Below are 22,953 nucleotides of genomic sequence, written 5' to 3'. Positions count from 1 at the left end.
CGCGTAAGGATGTCTGGATGACCGGTTGCCGGTGGTGCGGGCTAGAAAATGTCCTTTTCATCCGGCCGTGATGACAACTGTGACTTCACGTAGTCCTTGACGGCCTTCTCGGTGGGAATGTCCTTCCCTGCCTTCTCCGACATGAACCAGCGGTGTTCCAGAACCTCGTGGACGATCTCCGCCGATTCGAGTTTCCGGCGCATTTCCGCCGGCACCGCTTCCATGATGGGCACGAAGATCTCACGCATCCACAGCTGCGCCGTGAGGTCTTCGGGCAGTCCGGGATACAGCGCCTGCCCGAACTGGCCGATGTCCGTGAGGATACGGCGGGCTTGGTTCTCATGGGTGTCCAAACCTGTGAGGTGCAGCAGTCGCCGCGAGTGGTGACCGGGTTCGACCACCCGGGGACGCAGGTGCACTTGACCGGTGTCATCGGATTCGAGGGAAGCTTCCTCGACGTCGAAGCCCAGTTCGTTCAGTCGTTCCACCCGAGCCTGCACGCGCCAGCGCTCGTCCAGGGCGAAGCTTTCCTCCGCCGTGAGTTCTTCCCACAGGTTGTTGTAGGTGCTGACCAATCGGTCCGAGATTTCGAACGGATCGACGTCCTCCGGGGTCAGCCCTACCTCTTCCAAGCGCTCCTGCATGTGCTCACCGGCCAGCAGGTCCATGATTTCCCCGGCCACGTTGGTGCGTGCCAGTTCGATGTCGTACTCGCGTTGGCCGCGGGAGAGCTGGTCGTAGATCTCGCCGGTTTCGGCGTCCACCAGGTAGGCGGCGAAATGACCGGCATCGCGGCGGAACAGCGTGTTCGAGAGCGAGACGTCGCCCCAGTAGAAACCCGACAGGTGCAATTGAACGATCAGTGAAGCCAGCGCGTCCACGAGCAACTCGACCGTCTGCGGGGAGGGAATCTGCTCGAAAATGGCCCGGTAGGGGAGGGAAAAACTCAAATGATCCGTCACGAGCGCGGCGGGCAACGGTTCACCCTCTTCGGTGAACCGATTGGTCACCACCGAATCCGGCGTGACCGACGGCGTACCCATGCGCAGCAATCGTCGCAACAACCCATACTCCCTTTGGGCGTAGTGGGGCGTGGTCTCCTTGACCGCGACAACTTTCGTGCCAACGTGAGCGAACCGCACCACGTGACGGGAGATCCCGCGCGGATAGGCGGCCAGAACCTCGGGTGGCCACTCCTCGAGTGGAATGTGCCAGGGAAGGTCCAACAGGGCGGGGTCGGGGAATGCGGTGTTGATCGAGACCCGTCGGGAACCTGTGGGGGTGGGTAAGCCGAGTGGTGCTGGTGCCGGGGAGGCGTTCATGTCATTTGATGCTAGTCACCGCACGTGCTCGTTGGTCGGCAAAAACGCTCAAAACGTCGGCAAGTTCTTGCGGGCCGCTCACCCGTTGCGTAGCCACGGACTCCTTCTCGCCCACCTTGATCCCGAGATCCTCCCCGGTCAGCAGATCCATGGCGTCCTCATCCGTGACGTCGTCACCCGCGAATACCGTGACGTCCGGAGACGCCGCGGCCTGGATGATCCGCAGTCCATCACCCTTGGTGGCGCTCAGCACGGAGCACTCCACCACTTGCTGTCCGGGAGTGATCCGTAAACCCTGCAGCTCCGAATAGGCGCGATTCATTTCCTCCAACGCTTGTTCCGAGACCCGCGGGTCCCTGATCGGACGGGTGTGGAAACACACCCCGGCGGGTTTGAGTTCGGCGCGGGAACCGGGGTACCGGGACACCATCTCCTCTGTCGCGTCCACGGCGCGGTCCAGCAGATCCAGTTGCTCGGCGGTCAGATGGATGTCGTGTTCGGCGTCGTCCGGCAGATCGGGCAGGGCAGCGAGATCCATTTCCGCGCCGTGAGAACCGGACAGCACCATGCGGCGCGCGGGATCGACCACCTCCCGCAAGAACTCCAGGGGGCGTCCGGAAATGATCGCCACCGTGGTGCGCGGCAGTCCGGCCAGCGCGTCCAAGGCCTCTCGAGCCTCGGGGAGGGGCCGGGAATCGGCGGGGTCCTCGGTGAAGGGTGCCAGCGTGCCGTCGAAATCCAAAGCAATCAACAAATGATCCGCGCCCGCGGCGCGGCTCAGGGCATCACTGAGAGTTTCGGTCATCGGATTCCCTTCCTGCCGATTGCTGGCCGTACGTGGCGAGGTCCTCCAAGAAACGCTGGGACCAATCCACCACATCGTGGGTGAGCACCTGACGACGCATGGAACTCATGCGCTTCTTGGCCTCGGCACCGGGCATGTCGCGGGCGTAGAGCATGGCTTCCTTGAGCCCGTCGATATCGTGCGGATTGACCAGGATCGCCTGTTTGAGCTGCTCAGCCGCACCGGTGAACTCGGAAAGCACCAGGGCACCGGAGCGGTCCTGCTTCGCGGCCACGTACTCCTTGGCCACCAGGTTCATACCGTCTCGCAGCGCGGTCACCAGCATGACGTCCGCCGCCATGTACAGGGCCACCATTTCCTCGAACGGATAGCCGTGATGCAGATAGCGGACCGCCGTGTGGGCCATGGTGTCGAACTGACCGTTGATCCGGCCCACCATGCCCTCGACCTGCTCACGCAGCTGGATGTAGGAGTCCACGCGCTCGCGGGACGGGCTGGCCACCTGGATCAACGCTGAGTTCTCCACGGTGATTTTCTCGTCCTCGAGGAGCTCCCCGTAAGCCTTGATGCGGTGCAGGATGCCCTTGGTGTAATCCAGTCGGTCCACGCCCAGGTAGATGGTTTCCGGATTCCCCAGTTCCTGTCGGATCTCCTTGGCACGCTTCTTGGTCTCCGGGTCCGAAGCCAGCTCCCGGATCGCCTCGACGTCGATGGAAATCGGGTAGGCCGCAGCGTGAACGGTCCACGTGGTGTCCTGCTCCCCAGCCCCGCTCGTTTCCTGGCCGGGCTCGGACGACGACGCCGCGGCGGCGTCGTCGGCGATGGCCGCCTCCGAGAAGTCGGCGGCGCCGTTGGTGAAGCGCACCCCCAGGAATTTGCGCACGCAACGCTGGAAGTTCTGCGCGTCGCCGGGACGCTGGAATCCGATCAGGTCCGCCCCGGTGAGGCCCTCCAGGACCGCCTTGCGCCACGGCAATTGCGAGTAGATCTCCGTGGGAGGGAAGGGGATGTGGTTGAAGAAGCCGATGGTGACGTCCGGGCGGAGCTTGCGCAGCATGCGGGGAACCAACTGCAGTTGGTAGTCCTGGACCCACACCGTGGCCCCGGGAGCAGCCGTCTCTGCAGCCATCCGCGCGAAACGCTCGTTAACGCGTCGATAGGCGTACCACCAGGTTCGGTGGAACTCGGGCGGGGCGATCACGTCGTGGTAGAGCGGCCAGAGCGTGGCATTGGAGAACCCTTCGTAATACCGCTCGACCTCGAGCTCGGACAGGCCCACGGGAACCAAATGGAACACGTCGTGGTCGAAAGGCTCGAGTGTCTCGTCCGGGGCGCCGTGCCAGCCGACCCAGGCGCCGTCGCGCTTGGCCATGACCGGAGCCAATGCGCTGACCAGACCACCCGGTGAGCGGCGCCATGTGCTCTCGCCTTTGTCGTCGATGTCGCGGTCCACGGGAAGTCGGTTGGAGACCACCACGAAGTCGTACCCGTCTCTGGGTACCTCCACCTGGTGATCGGATTGGTCTGCAAGCACAACGAGCTCCTTCCGCCCACGGGATCGGGTCCGCATCCATTCTAAGGTTGCGTACTAACGATTCGATCGGGCAGTCGGAGTGCGACCGCATGTGAAGCGACCATTTTCTGGACAACCCCTGAATCGTTGTGACCGCGGGGTCCGGGTAATCTGAACGTGACACATCATTTGATCGGAAGGAATCACGGACCCCATGGCTTCCCAGAAAAACACGGCCGGATCGTCGACCGCTGATCAGGCGCGCGAACGTGCCCGCCAGATCGCGGATCGCGAGGCACGTAGGTCCAATGGCAAGCCCAAGGGCCTGATCGCGGGCATCATTGCGCTGCTGCTGGTGATCGGACTGATCATTGCGCTGGTGGTCTGGCAGAACAACAAGAACACGATTCCCGAGGCCGGACCCGTGCCCGCCAGCGCCAACCAGTACGGCGGCATCCAGCTCAACGAGTCGCAGATCCTGCAGGACACGTCGGACGTGGACGAACGGGACATCAACGATGTGCCCGAGGCTCCCGAGTCCGTGGACGAGTCCAAGACACCTCCGGGCGTCATGAACGCCACCGAGGCCAAGGACAACGGCGAGCCCGTGCAACTGGTGGTTTTCCAGGACTTCGAATGTGTGCACTGCGCCGATTTCGAGGAGCAGTTCGGTGACCGGATCGAGGAGAAGGTGCTCTCCGGTGACGTGACTCTCGAGCACCGTAACTTGAACTTCCTGGACCGCGGCAGCCCCGACGCGTATTCCTCGCGAGCAGCCAACGCCGCCTACTTGGTGGCCGAGCAAGTCGATCCCGAGCAGTACCTGGCTTACGTGCAGGAAGTGTTCTCTCACCAGGGTTCCGGCGGCTTGAGCAATGATGAGCTCGCCGAGATCGCGTCCAAGCACGGCGCCAACGTGACGGCCGACCAATTGGGCGAGAACACCTACCGTCCCATGATCAACATCATGGCCCAGGAATCCATGGCCAATGGAATCGCCGGAACCCCCACCATCTTCGTCGACGGTGAGCGTGTGTCCCAGAACGATTTCGAGAAGGGCCTCAACGACGCACTCGAAGAGAAGAAGTGACCCCTCGCTAAGTCTTTGACGCGCGACTCCAATCACTGAAGCGGGTCCGGCACCACACGGTGCCGGGCCCGTTTTTCCGTTGAAACCGTGATGCGGGTCTCATAGACTGAAAATCCGCTGAGGCGGTTTCATCGACGGCACCGTGCAAAGGAGCATGAGGATGAGCTCGACATTTCAGGCAGCAGTAGTTCACAACTTCGGTGACGAACTCACTATCGACGACGTAGAGGTTCCTGAACCGGGTCCGGGGCAGGCGCTCGTCAAACTGATTGCATCCGGTGTGTGTCACACCGATCTCCACGCGGCCCAGGGGGACTGGCCCGTGAAACCCACCCTCCCGCTGATCCCGGGACACGAGGGTGTCGGCACCGTGGTCGCCGTGGGCGAAGGGGTGGATGACCTCAAGGAGGGCGACCTGGTGGGCAACGCCTGGCTGGGCAGTTCGTGCGGCAACTGCCAGTACTGCCGGGCCGGCTGGGAGACCCTGTGTGAGGAGCAAACCAACTCGGGGTACTCATCGAACGGTTCATTCGGCGAATACATGCTGGTGGACGCCAAGTTTGCCGCGCGGATTCCCGAGGGCACGGACCCCTACGAGGTGGCTCCGGTGCTGTGCGCCGGCGTGACCGTGTACAAGGGGCTCAAGGAGACCGAGGTGCGCCCTGGTGAATGGGTCGTGATCTCGGGCATCGGTGGTCTGGGCCACCTGGCCGTCCAATATGCCGTGGCCATGGGTATGCGGGTCGCTGCGGTGGACGTCGCGGACGACAAGCTCGCGCTCGCCAAGAAGCACGGTGCGGAGGTCACGGTGAACGCGTTTGCTGCGGATCCGGCCGAAGCCATCCAGAAGGAGATCGGTGGCGCCCACGGCGTGCTGGTCACGGCCGTTCATCCGGATGCGTTCGGGCAGGCGATCGGCATGACTCGCCGCAAGGGAACCATCGTGTTCAATGGCCTGCCACCGGGAGAGTTCCCCGCGCCGATCTTCGACATCGTGCTCAAACGACTCACGATTCGCGGTTCCATCGTGGGCACTCGTAAGGACATGGAGGAGGCCCTGGACTTCTACGCCCGCGGCCTGATCCATCCCACGTTCCACACCCGTGAACTCGGCGAGATCAACCAGATCTTCGACGAAATGCACCACGCCAAGATCGACGGTCGCGTGGTGATCACGTACCAGTAGGTCGCGCGCTTACTTAGCTGTGGGAAGGGCCGGGCGCGCCAGGATCTCGGTGTGCAGCATCGCGAACCACGCGTCCGGCTCTCCCGCCCAGCTTTCCCAGGCCTCAGATATTTCGTCGAGTTCAGCGGGCGTGCTTAAGCCGAGTTCCACGGCTCTGCTCCCGTACGACGACGCTCGTACCCGTGCCGCCCACGAGTCACCCCACCAACGGGTTCCCTCCTCCGTGGCATAACACCACGACGACGCAGTGACCCGCACTTCCCGCAGGCCAGCTTTGCGGGCCCAGGATTTGAGGTGCCGCCCGGCATCGGGCTCGCCGTGGTTGGCTCGGGCCATGGCTCGGTAAATCTCCAGCCACCTGCTCAAACCGGGGGATTCCGGGAACCAGGCCATGGACGCGTAGTCCGCATCCCGCACCGCCATCACGCCGTCAGGTCTGCACACGTGGGACATTTCTCGGAGGGCCAGCACAGGATCCGGCAGGTGTTGGAGCACCTGGTGGGCGTGTACCACGTCAAAGCTCTCGTCCTCGAAGGGCAGGGCGTAGACGTCGGCGGTCATGAAGGTGACGTTGGACGAGTGCCGCGCGCGAGCGGCGTCGGCGGCGGAATTAACGGCAGCTGGTGACTGGTCGGTGCCGACCACCGGCCCCGGCGCAACCAGTTCCGCGAGGTCCAAGGTGATGGAGCCGGGTCCGCAGCCGATGTCGAGCAGGGACATCCCCGGGGACAACTCGGGCACGAGATACGCGGCGTAATCCGCGGCCGACCTCGTGCCGTGAGATGCCAGGACCGAGGGGGAGTGTCCGTGGGAGTAGAAGCTCATGTAAGCGGTTTACCGGGTGGCCGTCCCGGAGAAAAGTACTGCCCGGATGCTGAGACGAGCACCCGGGCAGTTCGGTGGTGGAGCCCCCTGCCGGATTCGAACCGGCGACCCTCTGTTTACAAGACAGATGCTCTGGCCATCTGAGCTAAGGGGGCGTGCCCGTCGCCGTGCGTGATGGCGCGGTGCTGGGACCGCTCCATATTACTGGACAACTCCCTGACGGACGAACCGTGTCCCGATGGTCGGGAGAGCTGAACCACTAAGGACGCCCGTACTTAGTTAGGAATTACTCACTATCGGGCGACACTCAAACGTGGTTTCATATCAATCATGGAAATCAAGGGAAAACTTGCCGAAGCCATTAATGACCAGATCACCATGGAGCTGCAGGCCACGGTTGTGTACCGCCAGCTTGCCATTGAAATGGACGTTGCCAGCCTGCCCGGATTCGCCAAGTGGTTCCGAGCCCAGGCCGCCGAGGAAATCACGCACGCCGAGAAGTTCATCGACCACATGGTCGACCGCGGTGGAGACCCGCAGATCGGTGACATGGCCGGACCCGACATCCAGGACAAATCCGTTCTGGGCTGCTTCGAATCCGCGCTGAACCACGAACGCAAGGTCTCCGAGTCCATCCGTAACCTGTACCGCTTGGCGCAGGAAGAAGGAGACATCGACTCCATGCCGCTGCTTCACTGGTTCATCAGCGAACAGGTCGAGGAAGAAGCTACCGTCGAGGGTATCTGCGATCAGGTGCGTCTGGTCCACAACGACGGTCCGGGTCTGCTTCGTTTGGATGCCGAACTCGGTTCCCGCAAAGCGCCCACCGTCGCCTAGCCCGATCGAGCTTGGGCTGAGCGACAAAAGGCCGGCACTGCGCAATCGCAGTGCCGGCCTTTCGCTATGCCATCAGCGTTTCCCCAGCACAGGGATCGTGACGGTGGAGTGCGTTACTCCTGGGTGATGTCCACGTCCGCCTGTTCCTGGCGGCCGAAGGCCCACAGCAGCAACTCGGACGGCTCGCCGCGAACCAGGTCCACGTGGCGCGCGGAGCGCTTGCCACCGCGGACGGCACCGAAACCATTGGCCAACAACACCACGGAGTTGGACTCCTTACGCAACATGGCGGGGCCCATAAGCTTGAGGATGTTCCAGAGGTCTTTCTGCTCGTCGTGGAGCAGTTGGCGGGCGTGCCACTGCGGCTGGGCACGGCGCACGTCCTCGTGGTGGACGAAGAATTCACCGGTGTTCATGCGCTTGTCCACTGGGGACCAGCGTGCGGGGGAGTGCAGCGGCGGGCGCTCCACCAGGTCGACCAGCTCTTCCCAAGGCATGTCGTTGTACTTGTTCTCGACGGTCTTGAAGTGGGAACCCAGCACCGGAAGCTTGGGCGCGAAAATACCCACGGCGGCGTCGGGTCGGCCATCGCGAATCACCAGGTGGACCGCCAGATCGCGCGCGTTCCAGCCCTCGCACAGGGTGGGGGCGTCGGGACCCACGCGGCGTAGCAGAGCGGCCAAGTGGCGACGTTCAACATTGGCGAAATTAGTCATGAATCATCCGTTCTAGCGGTGCGTACGGTCAGTTTCCACGGTAGACGGGCAGGGTGCTGATTACTAGCGACCCTCCGCGGGAGCTTCCTGGGTGGGTCCCTGACCAGGGGAGAGTTCCGGAGTGTCAACGGGCGCCTCGGGTGCATTGAACTGTGAATCGTAGAGATCTGCGTAGTGGCCACCCAGGGCGATGAGTTCTTCGTGGGAGCCCTGCTCCACGATCTTGCCGGACTCCATCACCAGGATGGTGTCCGCATCACGGATGGTGGAGAGGCGGTGAGCGATCACGAAGGACGTGCGCTGGGCACGCAGCGCAGCCATTGCGTGCTGTACCAGCAGTTCGGTCCGTGTGTCCACGGACGACGTTGCTTCGTCCAGGATCAGCAGCGAAGGTTGCGACAGGAACGCGCGGGCAATGGTGATCAGTTGCTTCTCACCGACCGAGATGCTGCCGCCCTCTTCATCGATCAAGGTGTCGTAGCCGTCCGGGAGGGCACGAACGAAGCGGTCCACATACGTGGCCTTCGCGGCGTCGACGACCTCCTCGTCGGTGGCGTCCTGGCGGCCGTAGCGAATGTTCTCCATGATGGTTCCGGAGAACAACCAGGCGTCCTGGAGCACCATGCCCACCTGCGACCGCAGCTCATCGCGGCTGAGATCCCGGATGTCGATACCGTCCAGGGTGATGCATCCTTCATCGATCTCGTAGAAGCGCAGGATCAAGTTCACCAGGGTGGTCTTGCCGGCACCCGTGTGACCCACGATCGCCACGGTATGACCCGGCCGGGCCTGGAACGAGAGACCCTCGATCAAGAGGCGTGCGCCGTCCGCCAATGCCTGCTTGTCGTAGGTGAAGCTCACGTTGTCGAAACGAACGTGACCGCTGGAGCGTGCCGGGAGGTGCTGCGTTGGGGTCTCCGGATCTTGCTCGTCCGCGTCCAACAACTCGAAGGTGCGCTCGGCAGACGCCACACCCGACTGCAACTGGGTGGCCATGCCGGCCACCTGGGACAGAGGCTGCGTGAACTCACGCGAGTACTGGATGAAGGCTGTCGCGTCACCGAGGGTCATTTGACCGGTCGCAACACGCAGCCCACCGAACACGGCGATGCCCACATAAGAGAGGTATGAGATGAACTGCATGACCGGCATGATGGTGCCCGACATGAACTGCGCACCGAACGAGGCCTTGTAGAGCTTCTCGTTGCGTTCGTCGAACGTGGCATCCATGTCGTGCTGCCTGCCGTAGGCGTGCACCAGCTCATGACCGGAGAAGGATTCCTCGATGTGGCCGTTGAGGTGACCGGTCGCTTCCCACTGCTGCGTGAACAGTTTCTGGGACCGTGTACCGATGAAACCCGCGGCCACCGCGGACAGGGGCAGGGCGATCAACGCAACCAGTGCCAGCTGCCATGACACCACGAACATCATCACGGTGATGCCGATGACCGTGAGCACGCTCTGCACCAATTGTGAGAACGCCTGCTGCAGGGCGGTCTGGATGTTGTCGACGTCGTTGGTCACGCGGGACATCACGTCACCGCGCTGGCGGGAGTCGAAGTAGCTCAGGGGCAGAGCATTGATCTTCCGCTCCACCTCGGCACGCAGGTTGTACACCACGCGCATCACCACGATGTTGAGAACGTAGCCCTGCAACCACATGAGGAGTGACGCCACCGCGTACATGCCCAGCACGGTGAGGATCAGCGTGCCCAGGAGGGTGAAGTCCACGCCCTCTCCCGGAACCAGGGTGATGGCGGACATCATGTCGGCCAAGGTGTCCTGGCCCTGCGCTCGCAGCCCGTCGACCACTTGGGCTTTGTCCACTCCCTCGGGTAGCTCCCGGCCGATCACACCGGCGAAGATCACGTCCATGGCGCGCCCCAGCACGCGTGGTGCGTAGACGCTCAGGACGACTGAAACGATCACCGCCGCGAACACGACGGTCAGGGCGAGCTTGTGCGGGAACAGAAGTTTGACCAGGCGAACGGCGGAGGGCCAGAAATGGCGTGCCTTCTTGACGGGCTCTTCCACTTCGTAGCTCATGACCGACCCCCGGTGCTCTGCTCAGCGCTGAGCTGAGACTCGACGATTTCGCAATAGGTGTCGCTGGAATCCAGCAGTTCCCGGTGCGTGCCCCGGGCGGTGATCCGCCCGTGTTCGAGAACCAGGATCTGGTCCGCCCCGGTGATCGTGGAGACACGCTGAGCCACGGTCACCACCGTGGACTGCCGGGTGACGGGCCGCAGGGCCTCGCGCAATTTGGCGTCCGTGGTGACGTCCAGTGCCGAGAACGAGTCGTCGAAGACGTACACGCGGGGGGCGGTCACAATGGCGCGCGCAATGCACAGCCGCTGCCGCTGACCTCCCGAGACGTTCGTGCCGCCCTGTGAAATGGGAGAGTTCAAACCCTCTGGTTTTTCTCTCACGAACTCGTCCGCCTGAGCCACCGCGAGCGCTTCCCACAGTTCGTCATCGGTGGCCTCCTGGCGGCCGAAGCGCAGGTTGGACGCAATGGTGCCGGAGAAGAGGAAGGGTTTCTGCGGTACGAGACCGACACTCGAGGCCAGTTCCTGCGGCGGGTATTCGGTGAGGGCGACGCCGTCCAAGGTCACCTTTCCCGCGACGGGATCGAACAGCCGCGGGATCAAATTCACGAGTGATGACTTGCCGGAACCGGTTGCACCGATGATGGCCAGGGTCTGACCTGGTACGGCCGAGAAACTGATGCGATCCAGCACGGGGGCTTCGGCGCCGGGGTACTGGAACGTGACGTCATGGAACTCGAGAGTGCCGTGATGGGACGCGGGGTCCACAGGGTGAGCGGGCGGGTGCATGGTGGGTTCGGTACTCAAGACCTCGGTGATGCGTTCGGCACAGACCACCGCTCGGGGGACCATCATCATCATGAACGTGCCCATCATGACGGCCACGAGGATCTGCAACAGGTACTGCAGGAACGCAGTGAGCGCACCCACCTCGATGAGCCCCTGGTCCACCCGGTGTCCGCCGAACCACAGTACGGCGGCCGTGGCGATGTGCATGATCATGTTGATGATGGGGAACATGAGCACGAACAGCGAGCCGATCTGCACGGAGATGTCCGTGAGTTGCTGATTGGCGCGAGCGAAACGCTCGGTCTCGTGACGTTCCTTGACGAACGCCCGAATCACGCGGATGCCGGTGATCTGCTCGCGGAGTACCCCGTTGATGCCGTCGATGCGGTCCTGCATGATGCGGAACCACGGCATCAGTTTGGCCACGATGATGCCCAACAGCACACCCATGACGGGAATGGACACCCACACGAGCCAGGACAGCCCCGGGTCCTCACGCAGGGCCATCACAATGCCACCCACGCACATGATGGGTGCCATGACCATGAAGTTGAGTCCCATGAGCGTGAGCATCTGGATCTGCTGGACGTCATTGGTGTTGCGGGTAATCAACGTGGGAGCGCCGAACTTCCCCACTTCGCGAGCGCTGAAGGATCCAACCTGGCGGTACACCGACCGGCGCACATCGCGGCCCAGGCCCATGGCCGTGCGGGAACCGCAATAGACGGCGATCACCGCAGCAATGACCTGAACGAAAGCGACGCCCAACATCACGGCACCGGTACGCCAGATGTAATCGGTGTCTCCGCGGGCCACGCCCTGGTCAATGATCCGGGCGTTGAGACTCGGCAGATAGAGCGTGGCGATGGTCGAAGCCAACTGGAAGATGAGTACGGCGATGATCCAGGGCCGGTAGGCGCGGGAATAGGTGCGCAACAAACGCAACAGCATGCGGGGTCCTGACTGTGTTCCTAGCGAGCGACGCTCGGCTATGTGAAACAGGATACGCCTGGGCTCAGACACCCAAACGAGCTAAAGTTTCGGTATACCGAAACTTTGAACTGCAGCACCAGGAGGCACCGTGCTCAACCGCAGGACCCGGGTCGAGAACCGTCCCGCCACTCGCGGCATCATCACGGCACTGGGGCCGGCATTCGTGGCGGCCATCGCCTATGTGGACCCGGGCAATGTGGCAGCCAATGTGAGCGCTGGGGCGAGTTTCGGCTATCTGCTCGTGTGGGTCCTCGTGATTGCCAACGTGATGGCCATGGTCATCCAGTACCTCTCGGCCAAGCTGGGCATCGTCACGGGCAAGTCCCTTCCCGAGGTGGTGGGGGAGTCGCTACCCCGTAGGGCGCGTATCGCCTATTGGGTGCAGGCCGAATTGATGGCCGTGGCCACTGACGTGGCCGAGGTGATTGGTGGCGCCCTCGCACTGTGGCTGCTGTTCGGCGTTCCGCTGCCCCTGGGTGGCGTGATCGTGGCCGTGATCTCGATGGCTGTGCTGTCCGTTCAGAACCGGCGGGGCCAGCGGATCTTCGAAACCGTCATCCTGTCCATGCTGGGCATTATCACCGCGGGTTTCCTGGCGGGGCTGGTCGTAGCACCGCCCGAGCCCGCCGGTGTGCTGGGCGGTGTGGTGCCGCGCTTGCAGGGTTCGCAGTCTCTGGTGCTGGCGGCGAGCATGTTGGGTGCCACGGTCATGCCGCACGCGATCTACCTGCACTCCGCGCTGTCCCGTGACCGGCACGGTGGTGCACATGGGGTTCGGCACACCCAGTACCTGTTGCGGGCCACGCGAGTCGACGTGGTGATCGCACTGATCGTCGCCGGGTCCGTCAACATGGGCATGTTGTTGTTGGCGGCGCGCAACCTCTACGGCGTGGACGGTACCGACACTATCGAAGGCGCGCACGCGGCCATTGCGGAGGCGCTCGGTCCGGCGGTGGGCATCGTCTTCGCCATTGGTCTGTTGGCCTCAGGATTGGCCTCCACCGCGGTGGGTTCCTACGCCGGGGACGTGGTGACGGCGGGGTTGTTGCATCGTCGGATCCCGCTGTTCGCGCGCCGGGTGTTCACCATGATTCCCGCCGTAGTACTGCTCGCGGTCGGAGTCGAGCCCACGGCGGCGCTCGTGGGGAGCCAAGTGGTGCTGAGCTTCGGCATCGCCTTTGCCTTGATTCCGCTCGTGTGGTTCACCGGGCGACGCCGCCTGCTCGGGCAATTCACGAACGGTCCGTTGCTCTCGGGGTTCGGTTGGGCCAGCTCCGGGATCGTGGTCGCGCTCAATGTTGTCTTATTGGGACTTATGGCAATCGGTGCAGCCTAGGGGCTAGTAAAACCACACAAACACACATAAACTCACATCACAGTGAGGGGAACCACTGTCGCAGCCCCCAACCGTGAGGTGCATATGTTCGCTGAGGAACGTCAAGAAGAAATCGCCCGACTCGTGGCCCAGTCCCGCCGTGTCAACGGTGCAGAGTTGGCCAAGCGGTTCTCCGTGACCATGGAAACCGTGCGCCGCGATTTGGCGGTGCTCGAAAAATCTGGGAAGCTGCGACGCGTTCACGGCGGTGCGGTGTCAGCCGATCAATCCACCAGCGGGGAACAGGGGATTGACTCGCGGCAGCGCATCAACGCCGACGAGAAGCGGCGGATCGCCGCGGCCGCGCTCGACGTCCTGATCGATTCGGGTGCGGGCGCGGTGGTCCTGGATGCCGGTTCCACGGTGGAGATGCTGGCCGACCTGTTGCTGCATCGTGACAACGGCTTGCAGGACGGTCAGGAACGGCTGATCATCACTCACGCATTGCACATTGCCGCCAAGCTCGCGGATACGGACGGCATCGGCCTGGAGTTGGTGGGTGGTCGAATTCGAAAGCTCACCTGGGCCGCTACCGGTGCTCGGGCCAGCCAACATTACGAGCAGCTCCGCCCGGATATCGCGTTCGTGGGCTGCAACGGCATCCACGCGCAGTTCGGACTCTCCACCCCGGATCCCATTGAGGCCGTGGTGAAAACCGCGATCGTCCGAGGCGCTCGCCGAGTGGTGGCCATGTGCGACCACAGCAAGCAGGACCGGGAAACCCTCATGAAGTTCTGTTCCCTGCCCGAAATCGACACTCTCATCACCGATCGGGCACCGGGGGCAGAGCTCTCCCGTGCCCTCGAAGAAGCCAATGTGGAGGTGATTGTCGCGTGATCGTCACCGTGACACTCAATCCGTCCGTCGACCGCACCGTGGAACTCGCCGCACCCTTGCAGCGTGGCCAGGTGCAACGCGCCGAACGAACCAGACAGGACCCCGGTGGCAAGGGGGTGAACATCTCCCGCGCGCTGCAACTCAGCGGCGAGCCCACCTTGGCCGTGGTCCCGGGGGACAATAACGACCCCTTATTACAAGGGCTCGAAGAGGCAGGCGTGCGGTACGAATCCGTCTCCGTGGGCGCACCGCTGCGTTCCAACATCACCGTGACGGAACCGGGCGGCACCACGACCAAGATCAATGAACCCGGTCCCGAACTGGACTCCGACACCGTGGAACGGATCATCGACCAGCTCATCGCGCGCGGAGCGGGCGCCCAGTGGCTCGTCCTTGCCGGTTCGGTCCCTCCCGGGCCCGCCCCCAATATCTACGCACACATCATCAACCGCGTTCGGGCGGCACTGGGAAGCGCGGCACCGCGCATTGCCGTGGACACGTCCGGCCGGCCCCTGGCCGAGTCGGTGTCCGAAACGGTGGATTCACAGCCGGACATCATCAAACCCAACGGGGAGGAACTCGCCGAATTACTGGACCGCACGGACGGCGAAACCCTCGAAGCGGACCCGGCCGCGGCGGCGTCGGCGGCTCGTGCCCTGATCGAGCGTGGAGTGGGCGCAGTGCTGTGCACCCTGGGCGGGCATGGCGCGGTCTTGGTGACCCGGGACGGTGCGTGGCACGCCGTGCACGAACCCGTGACCGTGAATTCCACCGTGGGCGCCGGCGACAGCGCCCTGACGGGGTACCTGATCGCCGACGTCCGAGGCGAATCGCCGGAGGACTGCCTGCGCCAGGCCGTGGCCCACGGATCCGCCGCGGCAGCTTTGCCCGGAACCCAAATGCCCTCGATCGACAACACCACACCGCAAGCCGTGACCGTAACGGCCTTGTAGCTGGCCCTCGGGCCGGGCCGGCCCACCTACGCACCACGCGTACACCACAAGGAGCACCCATGACGGATCTCATCAACCCCAGATTGGTCCTGTTGGACCAGGACCTGGGCAACACCACGGAAGAAGTGATTCGCGAACTCGCGAGCATCGTTCATCGCGAAGGCCGAGCGGAGAACGCGGACGCACTGGCCGCAGACGCACTGGCCCGCGAAGCCAAGAACGCCACCGGTATCCCGGGTGGTATCGGCATCCCGCACTGCCGTTCCGAGGCCGTTACGGAAGCCACGCTGGTCATGGCGCGGCTGCACCCGCCGGTCGATTTCGGCGCCAAGGACGGCCCCGCGGACATCCTCTTCTTCATTGCAGCACCGGCCGGCGCTGACCAGGCCCACCTCAAGCTGCTGTCCAAGCTCGCGCGCTCGCTCATGAAAAAGCCCTTTGTGGCCTCGCTGCGCGAAGCCGAGACGCCCGAGCGCGTTGTCGAGCTCGTGGATGATGCTCTTGGCCTGGGAACACCCGCCGACGCCAATCCGACCGGTGGCGTTGCGGCGGCACCCGCCGCGACCCCGAGTGATACCACCACCGACGGCGCTTCGGCGCCTGCCGCGGACGGCGCCCAGAACGGCGCCGGTAACGTGACGAGCGCTGGTTCCGGACTCGCTTCCGGGGCCGTGGCTGGTTCCACGGCGGCTGCGGCTGCGGTGGCCGGCCCGAATACCGTTGCCGCGGCGGACGGTGCACCGGGTGCGGCCGCTTCCGGCGCTCGTCGGTTGGTGGCCGTGACCGCGTGCCCCACGGGTATCGCTCACACGTACATGGCGGCTGATTCGCTCAAGAACACCGCGGATGAAATGGGCGTCGACCTCCAGGTCGAAACCCAGGGTTCAGCGGGCGCCACCCGCCTGGATCCGTCGGTGATCCGCAATGCGGAAGCCGTCATTTTCGCCACGGACGTGGACGTTCGTGAACGCTCCCGGTTCGCAGGATTGCCCTATATCGCTTCCGCTGTGAAGCGTGGCATCGACGAACCCCGCGAAATGATTGATGAGGCTCTGGCCGCCGCCGACAACCCGGACGCCAAGCGAGTCAGCGGTGACCCGGCAGATGCGAGCCAGACCTCCGACGCCGCAGAAGGCTGGGGAACCCGCATCCGCAAGGCCGTGATGACCGGTGTCAGTTACATGATCCCGTTCGTGGCGGCGGGCGGTCTGCTCATGGCCATTGCCTTCATGATCGGCGACGCGCAGGCAGTTCCCGTGACTGCGGACGAGATCCTGACGACCGCAAGTCTGGGAAACCTGGGTGACGTGAGCTTGGGTGCCTACATTGCGGCTGTACTGTTCAAGATCGGCAGTCTCTCAATGAGTTTGCTGGTCCCGGCGCTCGCGGCGTACATCGCCTACGGCCTGGCCGATCGACCCGGTATCGCACCGGGCTTCACGGTGGGTCTGGTAGCCAATTTCATGGGCGCGGGCTTCCTCGGAGGCATTGTGGGTGGTTTGCTCGCCGGTCTGTGCGCTTACTGGCTCACGCTCCCGCGGTTGCCCCGTTGGCTCGGATCACTCATGCCCGTGGTGATCATTCCGCTGTTGGCCACGCTGTTCGCCGGCGGTCTGATGTTCTTCCTGATCGGCGGCCCCATTGCCCTGTTCATGGAATGGCTGACCGGCCTGTTGACCGGCATGAGCGGTGCTTCCGCCATGGCTCTGGGAGCCGTGCTCGGACTGATGATGTGCGCTGACCTGGGTGGCCCCATCAACAAGGTCGCGTACTCGTTCGCGGCTGCAGGCCTGGGTGCTGCGACTGTGGCGAATACCGCCCCGCAGGAAATCATGGCGGCCGTGATTGCGGCGGGCATGGTTCCTCCGCTGGGTATGGCCCTGGCCTCCACGGTTCTGGGCCGCAAGTACTTCACGGCGCAGGAGCGTGAGAACGGAAAGGCTTCGTGGCTGCTCGGCGCATCGTTCATCTCCGAGGGCGCCATTCCCTTCGCCGCGGCGGACCCGCTGCGCGTACTGCCCGCCTCGATGCTCGGCGGTGTGGTGACCGGTGCCATGAGCATGGCCTTCGGTGTCACCTCGGTGGCGCCGCACGGAGGGATCTGGGTCATCCCCACCATTGGCGGGCCCATCTGGTTCATCCTGTCCATCCTGGTCGGCACCGTGATCACCGCCGTGACCGTGGTCGCTCTCAAGCACATCGGCAATGCGCAGAAGCGCGTGGCCGAGGCGACCGTTGCCGAACCAGCTCCCGTCAACGCCTAAGGGTGTGAACGACATGGAACATACACAGTCAGAAATCAACGCCGTTCAGTTGCGCTACACGGGTGTGGGTGTGAGCCCCGGCCGGGTGATCGCTCCGCTGATTCCCATGGCACCTCCCGTCGCGGCGCCCCCGGAAGGCGACCCGCTCGTGGAGGAGGTCGAGGGCGCCGTCGAACGTCTGAATGACGCTGCCACAGCGGTGAAGGCCGAGCTGAAGGAGCGTGCCGAGCGCGCTCGCTCCGAGGCCGCCGCCGAGGTGCTCAAAGCCACCTCACTCATGGCGGGCGACAAGGCCTTGATCAAGAACGCGGTCAAGCTGGTGCGCAACCAGTCCCTGAGCCCGGAACGCGCACTGTGGGACGCCGCCACCGGATATGCCGACCAGATGCGCACCATGGGCGGTTACATGGCCGAACGCGCCGCGGACATTGAGGACGTCCGGGCCCGCATCGTGGCCGAGCTGCGCGGCATGCCCGCTCCGGGGGTTCCCCAGCGTGTCGAACCATTCGTGCTGGCGGCGGAGGACCTCGCTCCCGCGGACACCGCGGTGCTCGACCCGGACACCGTGGTCGCCCTGGTCACGTCCTCCGGCGGGCCGCAATCGCACACCGCGATCCTGGCCCGGAACCTCGGATTGCCCGCCGTGGTTGCCGCAAACGGTGTGACCGACATCGAGTCCGGAACCTCAGTGTTCGTGGACGGCTCTGCAGGATCTGTGGTGACCCACCCCGGTGCCGAGCACGAGCAAGCGGTCGCCGCGTGGCATGAAGCCTCGGAGCAGCTGGCGAATTTCGACGGTCGCGGCGCGCTCGCTGACGGCACCGAGGTCGCATTGCTCGCCAACGTGGGCACCGCCGACGACGCTCAGGCGGCGGCCGCGGCCGGCGCGCAGGGCGTGGGGTTGTTGCGTACGGAATTCTGCTTCCTGGGGCGGGACACCGAACCCACGGTCGAGGAGCAGACCGAGGCCTACATCGAGATCTTCAAAGCCTTCGGTTCCGACAAGATCGTGGTGCGTACATTGGACGCCGGGGCGGACAAACCCCTACCGTTCCTCACGGACACCACCGAGCCGAACCCCGCGCTGGGTGTGCGTGGCTACCGTACGGACTGGACCACTCCGGGTGTGCTGGCGCGCCAGCTGCAAGCGATAGCCGCCGCCGCGGATCAGACCGAGGCAAACGTGTGGGTTATGGCACCCATGATCTCCACAGCGGGAGAGGCCGAACACTTTGCCGGTCTCGTCCATGCTGCGGGGCTGAAGGTGTCCGGAGTCATGGTCGAGACCCCGGCCGCTGCGATCACCGCGGAACAAATCCTGGACCGCGTGGACTTCGTGTCCCTGGGCACCAACGACCTGACCCAGTACACGATGGCCGCCGACCGCATGCTCGGTTCCCTGGCCGAACTCAACTCGCCCTGGCAGCCGGCCGTGCTGCGCATGATCGAGCGTACGGCGGGGGGTGCGCACGCGGCGTCGTCGACCTCGGGAATGCACAAGAACGTGGGCGTGTGCGGTGAGGCCGCCGCGGACCCTGCTCTGGCAGTGGTGCTGGTGGGGCTGGGTGTGGACACCCTGTCCATGAGCCCGCGCTCGCTGGCGGCCGTGGCTGCAGTGCTGTCCCGGGTCGATCCGGAACAGGCTCGTACCGTGGCGCAGACCGCGTTGGACTCCACGAGCGCCCAGGAGGCCCGCGATACGGTCCGTGCTCAACTGCCCGTGCTGGAGGAGCTCGGACTCTGAGCGAAACACTCGGTGCGCCTGGGGACAGACCCGGGTGGCACGGAACACAATGGAAGCACGTCTTGTCCGGGCCCCGAATCGGACAGGCGACAACACAGAGGAGTTGCAATGGCAGAACGCACCGCAACCGTGGCCTCGCGAGTGGGGCTGCACGCACGACCAGCAGCGATCTTCGCGGAAGCCGCCGGTGAGTACGAAAACCTGGAGATCACCATCCGGTCCGACGGCGAAGGCGCCGAGGACGGGATGGATGCCGCGTCGGTACTGTCCCTGATGTCCCTGGGCGCGGCCCACGGAGACAAGGTGATTTTGGCCGCAGACGGCGACGGCGCCGACGAAGCCCTGGACCACCTGGTCTCCATCATCGAGACCGATCATGATGCGGAATAGTGATTTCATTCATCTCACCGCCTGAAAAGTGACATATCGGACACCACACTGCGTGGTGTCCGATATGTCATACAGGGGGTCATGTCGCCCGCTGTCACCGTTTCGGGAGTACGGTGATGGCATGGTGCGAATTCTCATTTTGGCTGCCCTGATCGTGGCGGCAATCGCTACGGTCACGGCCGCAATACTCGGTCCCTGGGGATGGTGGATCCCCGCTGTCATCTTCATCCTGCTGCTACTGCTCGGTATTCGAGACGCCGTGCAAACCCGGCACTCGATCCTCCGAAACTTCCCGGTGCTCGGACACGCGCGCTATTTCCTGGAGGAGATCCGCCCGGAGATTCAGCAGTACTTTATCGAGCGCAACTGGGACGGTAAGCCGTTCAGCCGCGATCAGCGTTCTTTGATCTACTCGCGTGCCAAGGGTTTCAAGGGTGACAAGGCCTTCGGTACCGAGCTCAACGTCAATCAGCCCGGCTACGAATACTTCATCCAGTCCATCGCACCCAAAGCGGTACCTGATCTGGGTCACCGTGTCCGATTGGGCGGCCCGGACTGCACGCAGCCCTATGACGCTTCGCTGCTCAATATTTCGGCCATGAGTTTCGGTTCACTGTCCAAGAACGCGGTACTGGCCATGAACAAGGGTGCGGCACAGGGCGGGTTCGCGCACGACACCGGTGAGGGTGGCCTGACCAAGTACCACCGTGCCTACAACGCAGATCTCATGTGGGAGTTCGGCTCGGGATATTTCGGAACCCGTGACAAGGACGGCCAGTTCGACCCCGAGAAGTTCCGGGAGAAATCCAACCTGGAACAGGTCAAGGCCATCACCGTGAAGCTGTCGCAGGGTGCCAAGCCCGGTCTGGGCGGTGTTCTCCCGGGAAACAAGGTCACTGAAGAGATCGCCGAGGCCCGCGGCGTACCGGTTGGCGAGACCTGTATTTCTCCGGCCAGCCACTCCGCATTCACCACGCCACGCGAACTGGTTCGCTTCATCGGCCAGTTGCGTGAACTCTCGAATGGTAAGCCCATTGGCTTCAAGCTGTGCATCGGCTCCCGCGTGGAAATCCTGGCCATCTGTAAGGCCATGATCGAGGAGAAGATCACCCCCGACTTCATCATCGTGGACGGTTCCGAGGGCGGCACCGGTGCGGCACCTCTGGAGTACCAGGACCATGTGGGTACCCCGCTGGTCGAGGGCATCATCCTGCTCCACAATGCACTGGTGGGCACCGGGCTGCGTGACCGCATCAAGATCGGTGCGGCCGGCAAGATCATCTCGGGTCACGACATCGTGCGCCACATCATTCAGGGCGCGGACTTCTGCATGAGCGCTCGCGCCATGATGATGGCCGTTGGCTGTATCCAGGCTCAGAAGTGCCACACCAACACCTGCCCCGTGGGCGTGGCCACTCAGGATCCCAAGTTGTACCGTGCCCTGGACGTCGATTCCAAGGGCGATCGTGTGGAGCGCTACCACCGCTTGACCGTTGAAGAGGCCGGACAGATCATCGCCACCATGGGTTGCGAGAGCCCGGAACAGATGACGCGCCAGATGCTGCGCCGTCGCATTACCGCAACCGAGAGCGTTTCCTACGAGTCGCTCTACCGTTGGCTGGATCGCGGTGAACTGTTCGAAGGTGTAGAAGGCGGCTGGGGCGAGGACTGGGACTACGCCAGCGCTGACAGCTTCACCCCGGGTCACCCTGGCAAGTATGTGTACAACGATCGCACCGAGTTCACTCACGAAGGGGAGACCACGGTGCGTCGCGAACCGGAACTGGCAACCGTGGCACAAGGATCCTCCGCAATGGGTTCGGACGTCACGCCTGAGCCTCGGCATGGCACTGCCCCTCGATTGGCCGACCACGAATTGACCGGGACCGCCTCGAGACAGGACGATCGCCGGTCCAGCAATGTGGGAGATACCAAACGCGCCGAGGGTCAACCCGGTACCGAGCCCGGTGCCCAGCACACGACTACGAGTCCGGATGAGACCGACGGGCACGTGGACCCTGCCGACAAGTAAGATCGGAAACTGACCTAGAATGTGGGTCGGAGATTCCTCCTGAGGCGGCGTCGCGACCAGCGGCGTCGCCTCAGGTCCACCGAGCTACCGGTACCGAACCAGGATTGAGAGAGCCTTGCGAGAATTCACCGCACGCTTTGCCACTGACGAAGAAATTCGCGCGTGGGACTCCCACGTCACGGCCAATCCCTCCGGCGGCAACCTGCTGCAGTCCGAGGCCTTCGCGGAGGTCAAGAAGGACCACGGGTGGACCCCGCGCCACGTGGTGTACGAACCCACGGATGGTTCGCAGCCCAGTTACAACCTGGCTCTCGAAAAGCGTGTCCCCGGTCTCGGCAAGATCTGGTACATGATTAAAGGTCCGGACGTGGAGTCGATCGATGACATGCCCGGGATCGTGGCGGCCAACAAGAAATTCGTGGCAGGCGCCGCCAAAGGTGTCTTCGCGATCAAGTACGAGCCCGAAATTCTGGCCTCGGACTACGCGAGCGGCCTGCTGGCCCGCTGTGGCCTTGTGAAATCCTTCGAGATCCAGCCCAACGATTCCACCGCCGTGCTGGACACGACCCCCGATGAGAAGGCGCTGTTGAAGTCGCTGCACTCTCGTGGCCGTAATGCCGTGCGCCGCGCCACCCGCGAGGGCTGCGAGGTCGAACGGGTGGAACTCACCGAGGACAACATGCGGGCCATGTACGCCCTCATGGACACCGTGGGGCAGGGCCATGCAAAGGTCACCCTGCGTTCCTACGAGTACTACCGCGCCTTCTGGACCAATTTTGCCGAACGCGGCCAAGGTCGGCTCTACTTCACCTACGAGGACGGCGAACCCTCGGTGGGTGCCTACGTGATCGCGTACGGCTCCAAGGGCACCTACAAGGACGGCGGTTCCAAGCCGCGCCGCAAGCAGTACGGTGATTCGCACCTGCTTCAGTGGCAGGCCATTCTGGATCTCAAGAACGACTTCGAGATCGAACAGTACGACTTCTGCGGTACGCCGCCCAGCGACCAACTCAAGAACAAGGAGCACCACTACTACGGTCTGGGGTTGTTCAAGACGAGTTTCACCAAGACGGTCGTGGACTATGTGGGCGTGTGGGACCAGCCACTGAACAAAGCCAAGTACGCGGCGTGGGCCAACCTCGGAGAAAAGGTGCAGCGTCAGCTCTGGGTTCGCCGTACCGGTCAGCCGTTCTACTGATCCGTGGCGGTGTAGAAACTCGTCTGTACACCGTTC

18 protein-coding genes and 1 tRNA gene are annotated in these 22,953 nt (G+C 63.7%); 11 read left to right on the top strand and 8 right to left on the bottom strand.

Annotated features, from left to right (window positions below; genetic code table 11):
- Nucleotides 1–41 precede the first annotated feature (41 nt).
- From CKW39_RS04535 to CKW39_RS04525, 3 genes are read right to left on the bottom strand one after another with little or no spacing between them, the layout of a single operon-like run.
- Nucleotides 42–1,322: a DUF4032 domain-containing protein gene (locus CKW39_RS04535; RefSeq protein ID WP_095796949.1), complete on the bottom strand. Its 1,281-nt coding sequence runs from the start codon at nt 1,320–1,322 to the stop codon at nt 42–44.
- 1 nt (nt 1,323) lies between these two features.
- On the bottom strand, nt 1,324–2,127 hold the full coding sequence (gene otsB, locus CKW39_RS04530) for a trehalose-phosphatase (protein WP_095796948.1): 804 nt from the start codon (nt 2,125–2,127) through the stop codon (nt 1,324–1,326).
- Nucleotides 2,108–3,661: a trehalose-6-phosphate synthase gene (locus CKW39_RS04525; RefSeq protein WP_095796947.1), complete on the bottom strand. Its 1,554-nt coding sequence runs from the start codon at nt 3,659–3,661 to the stop codon at nt 2,108–2,110. The genes otsB and CKW39_RS04525 overlap by 20 nt, the downstream gene beginning before the upstream one ends.
- A 193-nt stretch (nt 3,662–3,854) precedes the next feature.
- Here CKW39_RS04525 and CKW39_RS04520 point away from each other — a divergent pair, with 193 nt between their 5' ends.
- Together CKW39_RS04520 and adhP are read left to right on the top strand one after the other, a co-directional pair.
- The gene (locus CKW39_RS04520) at nt 3,855–4,730 is read left to right on the top strand and encodes a DsbA family protein (RefSeq protein ID WP_095796946.1); all 876 of its coding nucleotides are present in this window, start codon (nt 3,855–3,857) and stop codon (nt 4,728–4,730) included.
- 160 nt (nt 4,731–4,890) lie between these two features.
- Nucleotides 4,891–5,916 (top strand): alcohol dehydrogenase AdhP, encoded by a 1,026-nt coding sequence (gene adhP / locus CKW39_RS04515; RefSeq protein ID WP_095796945.1) that lies wholly within the window; start codon nt 4,891–4,893, stop codon nt 5,914–5,916.
- 9 nt (nt 5,917–5,925) lie between these two features.
- On the opposite strand, the gene CKW39_RS04510 is transcribed toward adhP, so the two are convergent.
- Together CKW39_RS04510 and CKW39_RS04505 are read right to left on the bottom strand one after the other, a co-directional pair.
- Nucleotides 5,926–6,741 (bottom strand): methyltransferase domain-containing protein, encoded by an 816-nt coding sequence (locus CKW39_RS04510; RefSeq protein WP_095796944.1) that lies wholly within the window; start codon nt 6,739–6,741, stop codon nt 5,926–5,928.
- A gap of 78 nt (nt 6,742–6,819) precedes the next feature.
- Nucleotides 6,820–6,896: transfer RNA gene (locus CKW39_RS04505), tRNA-Thr, on the bottom strand.
- A gap of 175 nt (nt 6,897–7,071) precedes the next feature.
- Between CKW39_RS04505 and CKW39_RS04500 the strand changes: the two genes are divergently transcribed.
- The gene (locus CKW39_RS04500) at nt 7,072–7,578 is read left to right on the top strand and encodes a ferritin (RefSeq protein ID WP_095796943.1); all 507 of its coding nucleotides are present in this window, start codon (nt 7,072–7,074) and stop codon (nt 7,576–7,578) included.
- Nucleotides 7,579–7,691: 113 nt separating this feature from the next.
- Here CKW39_RS04500 and CKW39_RS04495 read toward each other — a convergent pair whose 3' ends face one another.
- The 3 genes from CKW39_RS04495 to CKW39_RS04485 form a co-directional block, all read right to left on the bottom strand.
- Complete coding sequence (locus CKW39_RS04495; RefSeq protein WP_095796942.1) at nt 7,692–8,294, bottom strand: TIGR03085 family metal-binding protein; 603 nt, start codon at nt 8,292–8,294, stop codon at nt 7,692–7,694.
- Nucleotides 8,295–8,357: 63 nt separating this feature from the next.
- Nucleotides 8,358–10,340 (bottom strand): ABC transporter ATP-binding protein, encoded by a 1,983-nt coding sequence (locus tag CKW39_RS04490; protein WP_095796941.1) that lies wholly within the window; start codon nt 10,338–10,340, stop codon nt 8,358–8,360.
- Complete coding sequence (locus CKW39_RS04485) at nt 10,337–12,082, bottom strand: ABC transporter ATP-binding protein (RefSeq protein WP_095796940.1); 1,746 nt, start codon at nt 12,080–12,082, stop codon at nt 10,337–10,339. Before CKW39_RS04485 ends, CKW39_RS04490 begins: the two co-directional genes overlap by 4 nt.
- 130 nt (nt 12,083–12,212) lie before the next feature.
- Here CKW39_RS04485 and CKW39_RS04480 point away from each other — a divergent pair, with 130 nt between their 5' ends.
- The 8 genes from CKW39_RS04480 to CKW39_RS04445 all read left to right on the top strand — a co-directional run bounded on the left by CKW39_RS04480 (nt 12,213) and on the right by CKW39_RS04445 (nt 22,917).
- Nucleotides 12,213–13,460: an Nramp family divalent metal transporter gene (locus CKW39_RS04480; RefSeq protein ID WP_095796939.1), complete on the top strand. Its 1,248-nt coding sequence runs from the start codon at nt 12,213–12,215 to the stop codon at nt 13,458–13,460.
- Between the two features lie 84 nt (nt 13,461–13,544).
- The gene (locus CKW39_RS04475) at nt 13,545–14,336 is read left to right on the top strand and encodes a DeoR/GlpR family DNA-binding transcription regulator (protein ID WP_095796938.1); all 792 of its coding nucleotides are present in this window, start codon (nt 13,545–13,547) and stop codon (nt 14,334–14,336) included.
- Complete coding sequence (locus CKW39_RS04470; protein WP_095796937.1) at nt 14,333–15,289, top strand: 1-phosphofructokinase family hexose kinase; 957 nt, start codon at nt 14,333–14,335, stop codon at nt 15,287–15,289. Before CKW39_RS04475 ends, CKW39_RS04470 begins: the two co-directional genes overlap by 4 nt.
- A 59-nt stretch (nt 15,290–15,348) precedes the next feature.
- On the top strand, nt 15,349–17,553 hold the full coding sequence (locus tag CKW39_RS04465) for a fructose-specific PTS transporter subunit EIIC (protein ID WP_095796936.1): 2,205 nt from the start codon (nt 15,349–15,351) through the stop codon (nt 17,551–17,553).
- 13 nt (nt 17,554–17,566) lie between these two features.
- Nucleotides 17,567–19,297 (top strand): phosphoenolpyruvate--protein phosphotransferase, encoded by a 1,731-nt coding sequence (gene ptsP / locus CKW39_RS04460; protein ID WP_095796935.1) that lies wholly within the window; start codon nt 17,567–17,569, stop codon nt 19,295–19,297.
- Between the two features lie 108 nt (nt 19,298–19,405).
- Complete coding sequence (locus CKW39_RS04455) at nt 19,406–19,687, top strand: HPr family phosphocarrier protein (protein WP_095796934.1); 282 nt, start codon at nt 19,406–19,408, stop codon at nt 19,685–19,687.
- Nucleotides 19,688–19,808: 121 nt separating this feature from the next.
- On the top strand, nt 19,809–21,719 hold the full coding sequence (locus tag CKW39_RS04450) for an FMN-binding glutamate synthase family protein (protein ID WP_095796933.1): 1,911 nt from the start codon (nt 19,809–19,811) through the stop codon (nt 21,717–21,719).
- A gap of 115 nt (nt 21,720–21,834) precedes the next feature.
- Nucleotides 21,835–22,917, top strand: a complete 1,083-nt coding sequence (locus CKW39_RS04445) for a peptidoglycan bridge formation glycyltransferase FemA/FemB family protein (RefSeq protein ID WP_095796932.1) — start codon at nt 21,835–21,837, stop codon at nt 22,915–22,917.
- Nucleotides 22,918–22,953 lie beyond the last annotated feature (36 nt).

It is taken from the genome of Kocuria sp. WRN011, from assembly GCF_002295155.1.
GTDB lineage: Bacteria > Actinomycetota > Actinomycetes > Actinomycetales > Micrococcaceae > Kocuria > Kocuria carniphila.
Note: the sequence above shows the minus strand (reverse complement) of the source record. Positions and strands in the feature narration are given on the sequence as shown.

Bases quoted from the DNA above. Each gene is read 5' to 3' on its own strand.
- CKW39_RS04495 (WP_095796942.1), bottom strand. From the start codon at position 8,294: ATGACTAATTTCGCCAATGTTGAACGTCGCCACTTGGCCGCTCTGCTA.
- CKW39_RS04510 (WP_095796944.1), bottom strand. From the start codon at position 6,741: ATGAGCTTCTACTCCCACGGACACTCCCCCTCGGTCCTGGCATCTCAC.
- ptsP (WP_095796935.1), top strand. From the start codon at position 17,567: ATGGAACATACACAGTCAGAAATCAACGCCGTTCAGTTGCGCTACACG.
- CKW39_RS04475 (WP_095796938.1), top strand. From the start codon at position 13,545: ATGTTCGCTGAGGAACGTCAAGAAGAAATCGCCCGACTCGTGGCCCAG.
- CKW39_RS04465 (WP_095796936.1), top strand. From the start codon at position 15,349: ATGACGGATCTCATCAACCCCAGATTGGTCCTGTTGGACCAGGACCTG.
- CKW39_RS04450 (WP_095796933.1), top strand. From the start codon at position 19,809: ATGGTGCGAATTCTCATTTTGGCTGCCCTGATCGTGGCGGCAATCGCT.
- CKW39_RS04520 (WP_095796946.1), top strand. From the start codon at position 3,855: ATGGCTTCCCAGAAAAACACGGCCGGATCGTCGACCGCTGATCAGGCG.
- CKW39_RS04485 (WP_095796940.1), bottom strand. From the start codon at position 12,082: ATGCTGTTGCGTTTGTTGCGCACCTATTCCCGCGCCTACCGGCCCTGG.
- CKW39_RS04535 (WP_095796949.1), bottom strand. From the start codon at position 1,322: ATGAACGCCTCCCCGGCACCAGCACCACTCGGCTTACCCACCCCCACA.
- CKW39_RS04490 (WP_095796941.1), bottom strand. From the start codon at position 10,340: ATGAGCTACGAAGTGGAAGAGCCCGTCAAGAAGGCACGCCATTTCTGG.
- otsB (WP_095796948.1), bottom strand. From the start codon at position 2,127: ATGACCGAAACTCTCAGTGATGCCCTGAGCCGCGCCGCGGGCGCGGAT.
- adhP (WP_095796945.1), top strand. From the start codon at position 4,891: ATGAGCTCGACATTTCAGGCAGCAGTAGTTCACAACTTCGGTGACGAA.
- CKW39_RS04500 (WP_095796943.1), top strand. From the start codon at position 7,072: ATGGAAATCAAGGGAAAACTTGCCGAAGCCATTAATGACCAGATCACC.
- CKW39_RS04455 (WP_095796934.1), top strand. From the start codon at position 19,406: ATGGCAGAACGCACCGCAACCGTGGCCTCGCGAGTGGGGCTGCACGCA.